The sequence below is a fragment of the Massilia sp. CFBP 13721 genome, assembly GCF_014842025.1.
Lineage (GTDB): Bacteria > Pseudomonadota > Gammaproteobacteria > Burkholderiales > Burkholderiaceae_D > Telluria.
Window position 1 is genome coordinate 207,358 of sequence record NZ_JACYUY010000004.1, and the last position, 14,403, is coordinate 221,760.

The window sequence follows — 14,403 nt, forward strand, 5'->3', positions numbered from 1 at the left end:
TTGCAAATTTGCCGCAGTGCATCATCTGTTGCGACGACGCCGATATACTCTCCTGAAACAGCTCGAACGCGGCACCGCGCCGCACTGGCCCGATCGTGGCCATCGACGACTCACCAGCGGTCCCACGCCGCCAATTCACCAGGAATCCACCGTGAAAAACCTCAAGATCGGCGTCCGCCTGGGCGCGGGATTTGCCATCGTCCTCGCCTTGCTGCTCGCCGTGACCGTCACCGCCTCCCTGCGCATGCAGGAAGCCGGCGACATGACGAGCCGGCTGGTGCATACCAGTATCAAGAACCAGCGCAACGTCGCCGAGTGGGGCAAGCTCATCGAACTCAATAGCGCGATGCTGCAGACCGTGTACGTGACCGACGACACCGCCGTCATCGAAAAAGTCGAGGCGCGGATGAAGGACGTGTCGGCCCGCTCCACCGAACTGCAGAATACGATCGAAGCGGCGCTGCGCAACGAGGCCGTGCGCCGGCAATTCGCCGCCGTCAAGGCCCAGCGCGAACCCTACCTGGCTGCGCGCGCCGCCCTGTTCACGGCCAAGCGCGCCGGCGACGTCGAAGGCGCCGACAGGATCTACACCCGGCAACTCGCACCCACCAGCACCGCCTTCCTGGCCGAGATGAACAAGCTGGCGGCGATGCAGATCGAGGCCGCCGACGCTGTCGCAAGCGGCATCATCGCCTCTTACCAGAATACCCGCAGCATCCTGCTCGCCCTCGGCCTGGCCGCCCTGTTGCTGGGCGTCGCCTGCGCCTGGCTGATCACGCGTTCGATCACGGTCCCGCTGGGCCATGCCGTCGGCTTCGCCCAGCGCGTGGCGCGCGGCGACCTGACCAGCCGCGCCGCGGCCACCGGACGAGACGAAACCGGCGACCTGTTGCGCGCGCTGGGCAGCATGTCGGCGGCGCTGGCGGGCATCGTCGGCCATGTGCGCAGCGGCACCAGCGCGATCGCCACCGCTTCCAACGAAATCGCCAGCGGCAATGCCGATCTCTCCAGCCGCACCGAGCAGCAGGCCGGCTCGCTCGAGGAAACCGCCTCGTCGATGGAAGAACTGACCTCGACAGTGCGCCAGAACGCCGACAATGCCCGCGAAGCGAACGGGCTGGCGCGAAAAGCGGCGGGCATCGCCGGCGAAGGCGGCGCGGTGGTGGCCGAAGTGGTCGCCACCATGGGGTCGATCAACGCATCGTCGCGCAAGATCGTCGACATCATCAGCGTCATCGACGGCATCGCCTTCCAGACCAACATCCTGGCATTGAACGCCGCGGTGGAAGCGGCCCGTGCCGGCGAACAGGGCCGCGGCTTCGCGGTCGTGGCCGGCGAAGTGCGCAACCTGGCGCAGCGTTCGGCCAGTGCCGCGAAAGAAATCAAGCTGCTCATCGACGACTCGGTGAGCAAGGTGGCGGCCGGCACCAGCCAGGTCGACCGCGCCGGCGCCACCATGGTCGACATCGTGCGCAGCATCGAGCATGTGACCGCCATCATCGCCGACATCGCCAACGCCAGCGAAGAGCAGAGCGCTGGCATCGAGCAGGTCAACAGCGCGATCGTCGACATGGACCGGGTCACCCAGCAGAACGCGGCCCTGGTCGAGGAAGCGGCGGCCGCCGCCGAATCGATGCAGGACCAGGCTGCAAGCCTGGCCCAGGTGGTCAGCACCTTCAAGCTCGACGATACGGCTGCGGCGCCGGCATCGGCACCGGCGCGCGCGCATGCCGGTGCGGCAGTACAGCTGGCGCTGGCAGCTTAAGGCTTGCGCACCGCCGCCGGCAGGATCGCTCATGCCCGGCTCCTGCCGGTCGGCATTCGACTGACACCGATGCGCCCGCGGGCGCGTACGACAACGCCGGGCGGGGTCGGCCGATGATCAGGCTACCGCGAGGCGCCCCTTCGCCGGATGCGCCTGGAGAGCGCGGCGCGCCGGCGCGGCCCCGCCCGGCGCCAGCTGGAAGGTATTCACGACGCCGGCCAGTTCGTCGGCCTGCATGCGCAGCGATTGCGCCGCGGCCGAGGCTTCCTCGACCAGGGCCGCGTTTTGCAGCGTCATCTCATCCAGGCGCACGATGGCATGGTCGACCTGTTCGATGTCGGCGCTCTGGGCGCGCGTCGCGTCCGAGATCTGCCCCATGATCGCGGTCACGCGCTGCACGCCCGTCACCACCTTGCGCATCGTGTCGCCGGCCTGGCCGACCAGCACCGTGCCGGCGCCGACCTTGCTGACCGAATCCTCGATCAGCGCCTTGATTTCCTTGGCGGCCGAGGCCGAGCGCTGCGCCAGGTTGCGCACTTCGCTGGCCACCACCGCGAAGCCGCGGCCCTGCTCGCCCGCGCGGGCCGCTTCCACCGCCGCGTTGAGCGCGAGGATGTTGGTCTGGAAGGCGATGCCGTCGATGACCGAAATGATGTCTTCGATGCGGCGCGAGGATTGCTCGATCAGGTGCATGGTCGCCACCACGCCCTCGACCGCGGCGCCGCCTTCGCGCGAGACGTCCGAGGCGTCGCCGGCGAGTTTGCTGGCCTGGGCCGCGTACTCGGCGTTCTGCTGCACCGAGCCGATCAGCTGCTTCATCGAACCGGCGATCTGCGCCAGCGCCGCGGCTTGCGTTTCGGTGCGGTTCGAGAGATCGAGGTTGCCGCTGGCGATTTCGGCCGAGGCCGAGGCGATGGCATCGGTGCCGCCGCGCACGCGGGCGACGATGCCGGACAAGCTGTCGCGCATCGCGCTCATCGCATACAGCAGGCTGGCCGGCCGCGCGCGTTCGGTATCAACCTGGTGCTGCAGCTGGCCCGCCGCAATTTCGCGTGCGACGGCGGTGGCATAGGCCGGCTCGCCGCCCAGCTGGCCGATCAGGCTGCGCGTGATCGCCAGGCCGATGCCGGCGCACAGCAGCGCGCACAGCACGCTCAGGGACGTGATCCAGTAGCGCGCGCCCGAGGCTTCGGCCGCCGCGGCGGCGCCGGCGGCAGTGGTATTCGCTTGCAGCTGCTTGAGCAGGGCGTCGATGTCGGCCACGATCTGGCGCCGCAGCGGGCTGCACTCCTCTACCAGGAAGGTGCCAAAGGCCTCGCGCTGGCCGGCCGTCACGAACGCGCGCGGACGCGCCAGTTCGCGCGCCATCGCCGTCAAGCCCCCGCGCACCTTGCGCCAGGCCGGATCATCCGCCAGCAGCGGGTCGAGCCTGGCCATCGCGGCGAGATACTCGGCCTTCCTGGCATCGACGATGTCGAGCTCGCGCATTGCCGCGGCCGCGTCCTGGAAGATGAAGGCGTTGCGCGCCGCGATGCCGGTCTGGTCCAGCGCCTCGCGCGCCTGGTAGAGCGGCTCGAGACGGGTGGCGCGGAAGCTTTCGGCGTTCTCGAGGCTGGCCTCGATGCTGTTGACGCGCACGATGGCAAAGCCGGCGAGCGTGATGGTGACGAGCAGGACGAGTGCAAACGCGGCATACAGCCGTGTGGCGAGGCTGAGTGAGGACAGCTTCACATGGTTCTCCAGAGGGGGGTAGGAATGAGGCCCGGTCGCGGCCCGGATTAATGACGAATTCGGTAATTATTGTGCACTGTCAATTTCTAAATGGCAATCAAAATTGCTTTTTTTGTCGCTTTATTCCTTATTTGGCGGGACAAAAGCGGAACATCCGGCGAAATTCATCAAATCGGGTATACTCACCTAAACCAGCAGGAAGATTAATGAACAGTAATGCAACGGAAGAGGACCCGATCCTCACTACCAGCGCCGCCGCCCGCCTGCTGGGCGTGGCAACCAGCACCGTCCAGCTCTGGATGGAAAGTGGCGCAATCGACTCGTGGAAGACCCCCGGCGGCCACCGCCGCACGCGCGAAAGCCATATCCGCGCCCTGATGACCAAGGTAGCGGGCCACCATGCGCCGCACGAACGGCGCCAGCCGGCAACGCCGACCGATCCCGAATTCCTGCCCAATCCCGATCCGGCATTTCCGGTGGCGGAAGACGAAGCGCAGCGCCTGGCCGCGCTGGCCGCGACCAACCTGGTCGACAGCCTGTCGGAAGAGCGTTTCGAGCGCATCGTGCGCCTGGCCTCGAAAGTGACCGAATCGCCAATCGCCCTGATCTCGCTCTTGACCGCGCGCCGCCAGTGGTTCAAGGCGCGCGTCGGCCTGCCGGCGCAGCAGACGCCGCGCGAGTGGGCCTTCTGCACCCACGCGATCCTGCAGGATGGCCCGTTCGTGATCGAAGACGCGATGAGCGACGCGCGCTTTTCCGGCAACCCGCTGGTGCTGGCCGACCCGCACATGCGCTTCTATGCCGGCGTCCCGCTGCGCGACCGGGCCGGCATGGCGATGGGCACCCTGTGCGTGATCGACCGCGAACCGCGCAAGCTGCGCGCCACGGAGTTGCAGGCCTTGGTCGACCTGGCGGCGATCGCCGCAGGCGAGATCGAGGCGTCGGTCAAGGATTGAATTTGCCCGCGATGGCTGCTCACCGTAGGGCGGGCATGCCCGCCGGGAACGACGCATCGCGTTAGCCGATGAGAACTTCACCACGCGTCATTCGGCGGGCATGCCCGCCCTACGGGTGCTGCAATGCGTGCGCCGCCTGGCGCATCAGCAGTTCCGCCTGGCGCGGATCGGGTTCACGCATGGCCAGCTCCTGCAGCGCCGCCGGATACCCGAGCGCCGCCGCCTCTTCCAGCCAGCGCCGCGCGGCGCCGGCATCGGCCGCCACGCCCTCTCCCGCCGCCAGCATGTTCGACAGCGTGAACATGGCTTGCGCCAGTCCACCGCGCGCGGCAACGCCGATCCAGTGCGCAGCCAGGCCGGCATCGAGCGCCACGCCTGTGCCGTGACGGTACATCAGCCCCAACTTGTAGGCATCCTGCGCCGACACTGCGGCCGTCGGCTGCGCCGGTGCCGGGGCCGCCTGTACCGTGCCGGCGCCGGCCAGGGCCAGAGCCAGCAACAGCGGCGCCAGCATCTTCATTTCGCCAGGTCCAGCGCGTACAGCGCAAAGCCCTTGCCGAGGCCATCGTCGGCGCGCAGCTGGCTGACGTTGTTCAGCCCCGCCGCCTGCGCCAGCTCCAGCACGCCCGGCGCCGAATGGAACACCACCGGTCCAGCCGTTTTCACCGGCGTGAAGCGCCAGCTGCGCGCGGCGCCGTGGCTGGCGCGGGTCAGCTTCCTGACGTTGCGGATGTAGGCGATCAGCACGTCGCGGCTGGTATCGGGCGAGGCGAGGATGGTCTTGCTGCCGTCCAGGCCGGGAAAGTTGCCGCCGCCGCTGGCGCGGTAGTTATTCGTGGCGACGATGAATTCCTGCGTTGGTGTGACCGGCACGCCGCGCAAGGCCAGGTTACGGATGCGCGCGCCGGCAGGCTGGGTCACGTCGATCTCGTAGCTGATCTCGGGAGAAGTCGGCGTATCGAAGTTGTAGCTTGGGACGGTCGGGTTGACCAGCTCCTGCGCGTCGGTCCTGTTCGGATCGATGGTGTTGAAACGGCGCGCCGAGGTCTCCAGCCAGGCTTTTAATCCAGCACCGTCGATCTTCACCGCGTACAGCGCGTTCGGATACAGATACAGGTCGGCCGCATTGTTCAGCGCCAGGTTCCCGGCCGGGACGTCGGTGAAGTCGAAGGCGCCGGCCAAGCCGCTCTTGAACGGCGCCGACATCGACAGCACCGGCAGCTTGGCATACTGCGGCAAATTGGCCGCCACGTAGTTCTGCACGTACTGCGTCTGCGCCGCGTTCACCACCGCGATCGCCGACGTGTCGCCGACGTCGGCGAAATAGGTTGTCATGCGAAAGTCGGTGCTGCCGACCGGCGTCTTGACGTAGCCGATGGTCGCCTCATGCTCTTCGCGAATCAGCGCCAGCACCGCCGGGTCGGCGGCGACGAAGCTTTTATCGGCGTTCTGGGCGCTGCGCGCCTCGACCACCGTCTTGTCCTTCTCGATCGTCCAGCCCTTGCCGTCGGCGCGCAACTGCAGCGCGATCACGCCCAGGTGCTTGCCCCACAAATTCGCCATCACGGTCGGCACGCCATGCACCAGCCCTCGGGCCTTGTCCACGCCGGGCAGGTTGAATTGCGGCGCCGTGCTGGCGGCGTTCGGGAACAGCTGGTGCGAATGCCCGAGCAGCATCGCGTCCACGCCGGGCACCTGGGCCAGGTACCAGCCGGCGTTTTCCATCTGCGGCGTGTACGGATTGGCGTCCAGGCCGCCGTGGGCGATGGCGACGACGATGTCGGCGCCCTTCTTGCGCATCTCGGGGATGTATTTCAGCGCCGCCTCGCGCACGCCGGTGGTGTACACCTTGCCGTCCAGCCAGCGCTTGTCCCAGGACATGATGGTCGGCGGCGTGAAGCCGATGATCCCGACCTTCACCGTGGCTGTGATCGCGCGGCCGTTCGCATCCTGCGCACTGACTTTTTTCTCGATGATGCGGTAGGGTTCGAACAGCGGTTTCTTCGTCTTGACGCTGTAGACGTTGGCCAGCACCTGCGGAAAGGCCGGGCCGGCGCAGCGCTTCGGCTGCTCCACACCCGCGACCTGGAAGCGCTTGCCCGTCACCTGTGACAGGAAACCGAGGCCGTAGTTGAATTCGTGGTTGCCGATCGATGCGCCATCGTACTTCAGCGCATTCATCACCTTGTAGATACCCAGCGTCTGGTCGCAGCGCAGCGGTTTTACTAACGCCTGGTAGTCCGCCAGCGCATTGCCCTGGATGGTGTCGCCGTTGTCGAACAGGACCGTATTGGCGAATTCGACACGCGCCTGCGCGATCAGGCGCGCGGTGCGGTCGAGGCCGATCGACGGCTCTTCCGCCAGCTTGAAATAATCGTAGCCGACCACGTTCGAATGCAGGTCGGTGGTCTCGAGCACGGCAAGGGTGGCGCTGGCGCCCTTGGGCACAGCGAGCGCGGCTGGCGCAGCCAGTGCCGGCAGCGCGAAAACCGCAGGAAGGAAGGCGATGCCGATTTGGCAAGGGAAGGAAGAGCGCATGGAGGAATCGTCGGTTGGGAACGGAGCCGATGATACGGCAGCAGCGCAAGCGCCTGCAAGTTGGCCGGCCACCGTGGCGCCCGCGTCACCGGCACCCGTCGCCACTGGGGTATAATCGAAGGTTCGATTCAACTCATTTAGACGCCAAGATCATGGAAGCTGAACGCATCAACGCCATCTCCGCCCTGCTGAACGACCTGACCGGTCGCGAGGCCGAACTTCGGAGGTATCTTTGACTTCGATCGGAAGTCGGAGAAACTAGAGCAGGTCAACGAAGAACTCGAAGATCCGACCGTCTGGAACGACCAGAAGCGGGCGCTCGACCTCGGTAAAGAGAAAAAGGCCCTGGAAGGCGTCGTGCTGACGCTGGAAAAGGCCAAGGCCGACCTGGCCGACGCCGCCGACCTGTTCGAGATGGGCCGCGAAGAAGGCGACGACGACACCATGGAAGCCGTGGGCGCCGACCTGGAAGCGGTCAAGGCGACGATCGAGCAGATGGAATTCCGCCGCATGTTCAGCAACCCGATGGACCATGCGAGCTGCTTCATCGACATCCAGGCCGGCGCCGGCGGTACCGAAGCCCAGGACTGGGCCTCGATGCTGCTGCGCCAGTACCTGCGCTATTGCGAACGCAAAGGGTTCAAGGCCGAGATCCTGGAACAGTCCGACGGTGAAGTCGCCGGCATCAAGACCGCGACCATCAAGGTCGAGGGCGAGTACGCCTATGGCCACCTGCGCACCGAAACCGGCGTGCACCGCCTGGTGCGCAAGTCGCCGTTCGACTCGGCCAACGGCCGCCACACCTCGTTCACCTCGCTGTTCGTGTATCCGGAAGTCGACGAGTCGTTCGAGATCGAGATCAACCCGGCCGACGTGCGCATCGACACCTACCGCGCATCGGGCGCCGGTGGCCAGCACATCAACAAGACCGACTCCGCGGTGCGCCTGACGCACGGCCCGTCGGGCATCGTCGTGCAGTGCCAGAACGACCGTTCGCAGCACCGCAACAAGGCCGAAGCCTTCGACATGCTGCGCGCCAAACTGTTCGAACTCGAAATGCGCAAGCGCATGGCCGAGCAGCAGAAGCTGGAAGACTCGAAAACCGACGTCGGCTGGGGCCACCAGATCCGTTCGTACGTGCTCGACCAGTCGCGCATCAAGGACCTGCGGACCGGCTTCGAGACCGGCAACACCAAGAACGTGCTCGACGGCGACCTGGACGATTTCATCTCGGCCTCGCTCAAGCAAGGCGTGGGCGCATGAGCGCAAGCAAGCGGGCGCTGATCTTCGATATGGACGGCACCATCGTCGACAACATGGCCTTCCACACGCAGTCGTGGATCGCCTTCTTCGAACGCCGTGGGCGCGCCATCGATGCGGACGAATTCTTCCGCACGACGGCCGGCCGCCAGGGCCAGGAAATCATCCGCTCCTACCTGGGCGCGGACCTGGCCGACGATGAAATCGCTGTCCTGAACCATGAAAAGGAAGCGGTTTACCGCGAGCTGTACGCGCCGCACCTGAAAAGCGTCGCCGGCTTCGAGGACCTGATCGCCGATGCGCGCTCGCAGGGCATCCTGCTGGCGGTCGGCACCGCCGCGCCGCCGGCCAACGTCGAGTTCACGCTCGACGGCCTCGACCTGCGCCGCCATTTCGAGACCGTCGTCGGCGCCGCCGACGTGGCCCGCGGCAAACCGCATCCGGACGTGTTCCTGGAAGCGGCGCGCCGCTGCGGCGCCGCACCCGCCGACTGCATCGTCTTCGAAGACGCGCCGCTGGGCGTGGAAGCGGCGCGCCGCGCCGGCATGCGCGTGGTGGTGATCACGACCACCCTGCCCGCCGATGCCTTTGCAGAATTCGACAACGTGATCGCGATCGTCGACGATTTCTCGTCGCTGGTCCTCGAGACGCTGTTCGCTTGAACAAACTTACAAGAGTTGAACCCACCATGACTACGGAAAACCAAGAGAACACGCCGCTGCCGGCGGAATCGGCCGCGACTGCCGACGACAACAAGATCATGACCGAGCGCCGCGCCAAGCTGGCCGCGATCCGCGAACAGGGCGTCGCCTTTCCGAACGACTTCAAGCCCGAGCACAAGGCGGCGGCACTGGTCGAGCAGTACGGCAGCCTCACCCGTGAAGAGCTGGAAGAAAAAGCCATTCCCGTGGTGCTGGCCGGCCGCATGATGCTCAAGCGCGAAGCCGGCAAAAAGGCGGCATTCGCGACCCTGCAGGACGCTTCGGGCGCGCGCGCCGACGGCCGCATCCAGATCTACGTGACCTTGGACGCCACCGGCGAAGCGGCGATGGAAGCCTTCCGCACCTACGACCTGGGCGACATCCTGGGCGTGGAAGGCACGCTGTTCAAGACCAAGGTCGACGAACTGACGATCAAGGTCAGCAAGCTGCGCCTGGTGACCAAGGCGCTGCGCCCGCTGCCTGATAAATTCCACGGCCTGGCCGACCAGGAAACCAAGTACCGCCAGCGCTACGTCGACCTGATCATGAACGAAGAGACGCGCCGCACCTTCAAGGCGCGTACCGCCGCGCTGTCGTCGATGCGCCGCTTCATGGAAAAGAACGACTTCATGGAAGTCGAGACCCCGATGCTGCACCCGATCCCGGGCGGCGCCGCGGCCAAGCCGTTCATCACCCACCACAACGCGCTCGACATGCAGATGTTCCTGCGCATCGCTCCCGAGCTGTATTTAAAGCGTCTCGTCGTCGGCGGCTTCGACCGCGTCTTCGAAGTGAACCGCAACTTCCGCAACGAGGGCGTGTCGATCCGTCACAACCCCGAGTTCACGATGATGGAGTTCTACGCGGCCTACACCGACTACACCTGGCTGATGGACTTCACCGAAGCGATCATCCGCCAGGCCGCGGTCGATGCCCAGGGCACGGCGGTGCTGTCCTACGGCGGCCGCGAGCTGGACCTGTCGAAACCGTTTCAGCGCCTGACCATCGTCCAGGCCATCAACAAGTACGCGCCCGGCTACACGGCCGAGCAGCTCGACGACGCCGAGTTCATCAAGGCGGAACTGAAGAAGTTCGGCGTCAAGCCCTTCGCCACCGCCGGCCTGGGCGCGCTGCAACTGGCGCTGTTCGAAGAAACCGCCGAAGCGCAGCTGTGGGAGCCGACGTACATCATCGACTACCCGGTCGAAGTCTCGCCGCTGGCACGCGCCTCGGACACCCGTGCCGGCATCACCGAGCGCTTTGAATTGTTCATGGTCGGCCGCGAGATCGCCAACGGCTTCTCGGAGCTGAACGATCCGGAAGACCAGGCCGCGCGCTTCCTGTCGCAGGTCGAAGCCAAGGAAGCCGGCGACGACGAAGCGATGTACTACGACGCCGACTATATCCGCGCGCTGGAATACGGCATGCCGCCGGCCGGTGGCTGCGGCATCGGCATCGATCGCCTGATCATGATTCTGACCGACTCGCCGAACATTCGCGACGTGCTATTGTTCCCGCATTTGCGCAAAGAGGACTGATCGTTTGATCGGATGAGAAAACGGGACGCCGAGGCGTCCCGTTTTTTTGTAGGGTGCGCACTTGTGCGCACGCGCTACGGCATTCGCATATCGAAACACAATTCACACGCCGTACCGCGTGGGCATGAATGCCCACCCTACCAAAAACCTTGCTGCACGATCGTATACCAAGCGATACGCGGCTGCGGTGTAACGTAGGGTGGGCACTTGTGCCCACGCGGTACGCACGTTTGCACGTCGAAACACAATTCATGCGCCGCACCGCGTGGGCTCAAGAGCCCACCCTAAAGGAACCGGACCGGTTCGTTATTGCACGATCGTATAACAAGGCACATACGCCTTGCCCGGCAACTTCATCCGGCTCTGCTCGACGAACGAGGCCAGCAGCGCATCCATCGGCCCCATGATCTCGCTGTCGCCGTGGATCTCGTACTTGCCGTGTTTCTCGATCTCGCGGATGCCCTCTTCCTTCACGTTGCCGGCCACCACGCCCGAAAACGCGCGGCGCAGGTTGGCGGCGAGCAGGTGCGTTTCCTGGTTCTTGTGCAGCTTCAGGTTGCGCATGTTCTCGTGGGTCGGCTTGAACGGCTTCTGGAATTCCTGGTCGATCTTCAGGAGCCAGTTGAAGTAATACGCATCGCTTTTCGCCTTGCGGAATTCGCGCACCTGCTTGATTCCGGCGGCCATTTCGCGCGCGACCGCGTCCGGATCGTCGATGATGATCTTGTAGCGGGCCTGGGCGCGCGCTCCCAGGGTCTGGGCGATGAAGCCGTCGATCTGCTCGAAGTATTCGCGCGCGGTGGCCGGGCCGGTGAAGATCAGCGGGAACGGCATCTCGGCGTTGTCCGGATGGAGCAGGATGCCGAGGATGTACAGGATCTCTTCGGCGGTGCCGGCGCCGCCCGGGAACACGCAGATGCCGTGGCCGGTGCGCACGAAGGCTTCCAGGCGCTTTTCGATGTCCGGCATGATGATCAGGTCGTTGACGATCGGGTTCGGCGACTCGGCGGCGATGATGCCCGGCTCCGAGATGCCGAGGTAGCGCCCGCCGTGCAGGCGCTGCTTCGAGTGGCCGATCGCGGCGCCCTTCATCGGCCCCTTCATCGCGCCGGGACCGCAGCCGGTGCAGATGTCGAGTTCGCGCAGGCCGAGCGCATAGCCGACTTCTTTCGAATAGTTGTACTCGATGCGGTTGATCGAGTGGCCGCCCCAGCACACGACCAGGTTCGGATTGCGCTGCGGCTGCAGCACGTTGGCGTTGCGCAGGATGTGGAACACCGCGTCGGTGATGCCTTCCGGCTTGCTCAGGTTGAATTTCGGGTTTTCGGTGATCTCGAAGTGGACGTAGACGATGTCGCGCAGCACCGCGAACAGGTGTTCGTGGATACCCCTGATCATCTTGCCGTCGACGAAAGCGATCGACGGCGCGCCGCGGATGTCGAGCTTGATGCCGCGTTCGCGCTGGATGATGCTGATGTCGAAGCCGCTGTAGCGCTCCATCAGTTCCTTGCCATCGTCGATCGAACTGCCGCAGTTCAGGACCGCGAGCGCGCATTTGCGAAATATGTTGTACAGGCCGCCCTGGCTGGTATCGAGCAGCTTGGCTACCTCGGCCTTCGACAGGACTTCAAGGCGACCTTCGGGGGAAATCAGGACATCGACGACGTCGTAGTTCATGCAGGTCTTCCTTTCAAATACGCCGGAAACAGAGGCCTCCGGAAACAATGCTGGCTGTTTCACCAATATACGACAACTGGCCTCCGGACGCCCGCGCTTGTGTGCGCCGATGGTGCAAGACTGGTGCACGGCAGCAACATAATCGACCACTGAGGCACCACCTGCGCGCGTGTTTACCACAATGACAAAAATTTTTCTTGTGGTAAGCAATTTCCTCTAAAATGCGTCCCAATTGGAATTCGGGCTCGTCCGGCATTTCAACAAAATAAACATTCGCGAAACACTATCTTGGGGAGGACCCGCATGAGCGGTGCAGCTGCTACACCCGGCAAGGACGTTGCCATTCCAGAGTTCAAACAGATCATGGGCCACCCGGCACCGCTGTGGATGCTGTTCATGACCGAATTCTGGGAGCGCTTCGCTTTCTACGGCATCCGTTGGGCCCTCGTGCTCTACATCGTCGCCCAGTTCTACGACGGCGCCGCCGTCGGCCAGGCCAGTGCCAACCTGACCTACGGTTCCTACCTCGCGCTCGTGTATGCGGGCGCCGTCTTCGGCGGCCTGATCGCCGACCGTGTCATCGGCTACCAGCGTTCGATCCTGATCGGCGCCGTCTTCATGGCGGCCGGCCTGTTCATGATTAGCTTCCCCAACGAAGACGTGTTCAAGCTCGGCCTGGCCACCATCATCGTCGGTAACGGCATGTTCAAGCCGAACATCTCGACCATGGTCGGCAAACTCTACAGCCTGGGCGATACCCGCCGCGATTCCGGCTTCACCATCTTCTACATGGGCATCAACGCGGGCGCCTTCATCGCCCCGATCCTGACCCAGATCCTGGCGCAGAACATGGGCGACGGCACCACCCCGGCCTACAAGGTCGTGTTCATGGTCTCGGGCCTGGGCATGCTGGTCAGCCTGGTGTGGTTCTACATCGGCCGCAAGACCCTCGCCGGCATCGGCGCACCCGAGCCGCAGGCGCAGGGCATGGGCCGTCCACTGGCCGTCATCATCGGCGCCATCATCGTGATCCCGGGCGTGTACTTCCTGCTGAAACTCGGCGCCGGCACCCTGCAGGTGATCCTGACCGTGCTGTTCATCGGCCTGGCGCTGATGCTGATGATCGAAGGTATACGCAACGGCAAGGTCGCGCGCGACAAGACCATCGCCATGATGATCATCTTCGCCTTCAACATCCTGTTCTGGATGTTCTTCGAACAGGCCGGCAGCTCGTTCACTTTCCTGGCCGACCAGATCGTCGACCGTGACCTGTCCGGCTGGATCTTCCCGGTCGCCTGGTTCCAGAGCGTGAACTCGGTCGCCATCATCGCCTTTGCGCCGATCATCGCCGCCGTCTGGGTGATGCTGGGCCGCCGCAACGCCAATCCATCGATCCCGCGCAAGTTCGGCCTCGGCCTGATCTTCAACGGCCTGGCGTTCGGCCTGCTGATGTACGCGCTGTCGACCCTGGTCGACGACAGCGGCAAGATCCCGTTCTGGACCCTGTTCACCGTCTACTTCATCCAGTCGGTCGGCGAACTGTGCCTGTCCCCGATCGGCCTGTCGATGGTCACCAAGCTGGCGCCGGTGCGCCTGGTCGGCCTGGGCATGGGCGGCTGGTTCCTGTCGACCGGTATCGGCAACAACCTGTCGGGCATCTTCGCCTCGCACGTCTCGGGCGAATCGGGCATGTCGATCGCCTCGGCGCTGGACGGCTACACCTTCGGCTTCTGGTCGCTGGTGGGCGGCGGCGTGCTGCTGTTCCTGATCGCACCGCTGATCCAGAAGCTGATGCATGGCGTGAAGTAATCGTCTTCTTTGCTTCAACGAAAACGGCAGCCTGCGGGCTGCCGTTTTTTTTCGTTTGTCGTCGAAGGCATGCGCCGGCATACGGCGACGCGTCATGGCCGGCGGTGCGTGTATTCGACGGTGCGCACGCGGGCATGCCCGCCCTACGGTGTACCCCGACCCGTAGGGTGGGCGGCTCCACCCGTTCATCCGCATCCACGCGGCAGCTGCGCCGCCCACGCGTTCAACATAGGCGGACCGCCGCGCTCGAACAGCGTCACCATCTCCAGCACCTGGGATAGTCATGGCGCGGGATGATCACCCGCGGCGGTCCGCCTCCTTTGAACGCGTGGGCGGCGCTTACGTCGCGTAGACGCAGACAGACCGGTTTAGCCGCCCACCCTACATGTGCCCGGATACCCGTAGGGTGGGCGGCTCCACCCGTTCAT

At 65.0% G+C, this 14,403-nt stretch carries 10 protein-coding genes; 6 read left to right on the plus strand and 4 right to left on the minus strand.

Features of this window, described 5'->3' with window-relative positions; genetic code table 11:
* Nucleotides 1–151: 151 nt before the first annotated feature.
* Nucleotides 152–1,765 (plus strand): methyl-accepting chemotaxis protein, encoded by a 1,614-nt coding sequence (locus IFT60_RS05570; RefSeq protein ID WP_192050339.1) that lies wholly within the window; start codon nucleotides 152–154, stop codon nucleotides 1,763–1,765.
* Nucleotides 1,766–1,882: 117 nt separating this feature from the next.
* Here IFT60_RS05570 and IFT60_RS05575 read toward each other — a convergent pair whose 3' ends face one another.
* Nucleotides 1,883–3,496, minus strand: coding sequence for a methyl-accepting chemotaxis protein (locus tag IFT60_RS05575; RefSeq protein WP_192050341.1), 1,614 nt, complete (start codon nucleotides 3,494–3,496; stop codon nucleotides 1,883–1,885).
* Nucleotides 3,497–3,702: 206 nt separating this feature from the next.
* On the opposite strand from IFT60_RS05575, the gene IFT60_RS05580 reads away from it, so the two are divergent.
* Nucleotides 3,703–4,452, plus strand: a complete 750-nt coding sequence (locus IFT60_RS05580) for a GAF domain-containing protein (protein ID WP_192050343.1) — start codon at nucleotides 3,703–3,705, stop codon at nucleotides 4,450–4,452.
* A gap of 109 nt (nucleotides 4,453–4,561) precedes the next feature.
* Here IFT60_RS05580 and IFT60_RS05585 read toward each other — a convergent pair whose 3' ends face one another.
* Both IFT60_RS05585 and IFT60_RS05590 read right to left on the minus strand, forming a co-directional pair.
* Entirely contained in the window at nucleotides 4,562–4,972 is a 411-nt protein-coding gene (locus IFT60_RS05585; RefSeq protein WP_192050345.1) for a tetratricopeptide repeat protein, read from the minus strand.
* The gene (locus IFT60_RS05590) at nucleotides 4,969–6,990 is read right to left on the minus strand and encodes a bifunctional 2',3'-cyclic-nucleotide 2'-phosphodiesterase/3'-nucleotidase (RefSeq protein WP_192050347.1); all 2,022 of its coding nucleotides are present in this window, start codon (nucleotides 6,988–6,990) and stop codon (nucleotides 4,969–4,971) included. Before IFT60_RS05590 ends, IFT60_RS05585 begins: the two co-directional genes overlap by 4 nt.
* A 152-nt stretch (nucleotides 6,991–7,142) precedes the next feature.
* Between IFT60_RS05590 and prfB the strand changes: the two genes are divergently transcribed.
* From prfB to lysS, 3 genes are all read left to right on the plus strand, one after another.
* Nucleotides 7,143–8,253, plus strand: a protein-coding gene (gene prfB / locus IFT60_RS05595) for a peptide chain release factor 2 (RefSeq protein WP_192050349.1) whose coding sequence is annotated in 2 segments (ribosomal slippage) — nucleotides 7,143–7,223 and nucleotides 7,225–8,253 — 1,110 coding nt in all. Because the reading frame shifts where the segments join, the coding sequence is not laid out codon by codon here.
* Nucleotides 8,250–8,912: an HAD family hydrolase gene (locus IFT60_RS05600; RefSeq protein ID WP_192050351.1), complete on the plus strand. Its 663-nt coding sequence runs from the start codon at nucleotides 8,250–8,252 to the stop codon at nucleotides 8,910–8,912. The genes prfB and IFT60_RS05600 overlap by 4 nt, the downstream gene beginning before the upstream one ends.
* Nucleotides 8,913–8,938: 26 nt before the next feature.
* Nucleotides 8,939–10,489, plus strand: a complete 1,551-nt coding sequence (gene lysS / locus IFT60_RS05605) for a lysine--tRNA ligase (RefSeq protein WP_192050353.1) — start codon at nucleotides 8,939–8,941, stop codon at nucleotides 10,487–10,489.
* Between the two features lie 306 nt (nucleotides 10,490–10,795).
* Here the strand turns inward: lysS and ppnN are convergent, their stop codons facing one another.
* Nucleotides 10,796–12,166, minus strand: a complete 1,371-nt coding sequence (gene ppnN, locus IFT60_RS05610; RefSeq protein WP_192050355.1) for a nucleotide 5'-monophosphate nucleosidase PpnN — start codon at nucleotides 12,164–12,166, stop codon at nucleotides 10,796–10,798.
* Nucleotides 12,167–12,469: 303 nt separating this feature from the next.
* Here ppnN and IFT60_RS05615 point away from each other — a divergent pair, with 303 nt between their 5' ends.
* Nucleotides 12,470–13,975 carry a peptide MFS transporter gene (locus tag IFT60_RS05615; protein ID WP_192050358.1) on the plus strand — a complete coding sequence of 502 codons (1,506 nt, stop codon included), beginning with the start codon at nucleotides 12,470–12,472 and terminating at the stop codon, nucleotides 13,973–13,975.
* The last annotated feature ends 428 nt before the right edge of the window (nucleotides 13,976–14,403 follow it).

Bases quoted from the DNA above. Each gene is read 5' to 3' on its own strand.
- IFT60_RS05600 (WP_192050351.1), top strand. From the start codon at position 8,250: ATGAGCGCAAGCAAGCGGGCGCTGATCTTCGATATGGACGGCACCATC.
- ppnN (WP_192050355.1), bottom strand. From the start codon at position 12,166: ATGAACTACGACGTCGTCGATGTCCTGATTTCCCCCGAAGGTCGCCTT.
- IFT60_RS05590 (WP_192050347.1), bottom strand. From the start codon at position 6,990: ATGCGCTCTTCCTTCCCTTGCCAAATCGGCATCGCCTTCCTTCCTGCG.
- IFT60_RS05580 (WP_192050343.1), top strand. From the start codon at position 3,703: ATGAACAGTAATGCAACGGAAGAGGACCCGATCCTCACTACCAGCGCC.
- lysS (WP_192050353.1), top strand. From the start codon at position 8,939: ATGACTACGGAAAACCAAGAGAACACGCCGCTGCCGGCGGAATCGGCC.
- IFT60_RS05615 (WP_192050358.1), top strand. From the start codon at position 12,470: ATGAGCGGTGCAGCTGCTACACCCGGCAAGGACGTTGCCATTCCAGAG.
- IFT60_RS05585 (WP_192050345.1), bottom strand. From the start codon at position 4,972: ATGAAGATGCTGGCGCCGCTGTTGCTGGCTCTGGCCCTGGCCGGCGCC.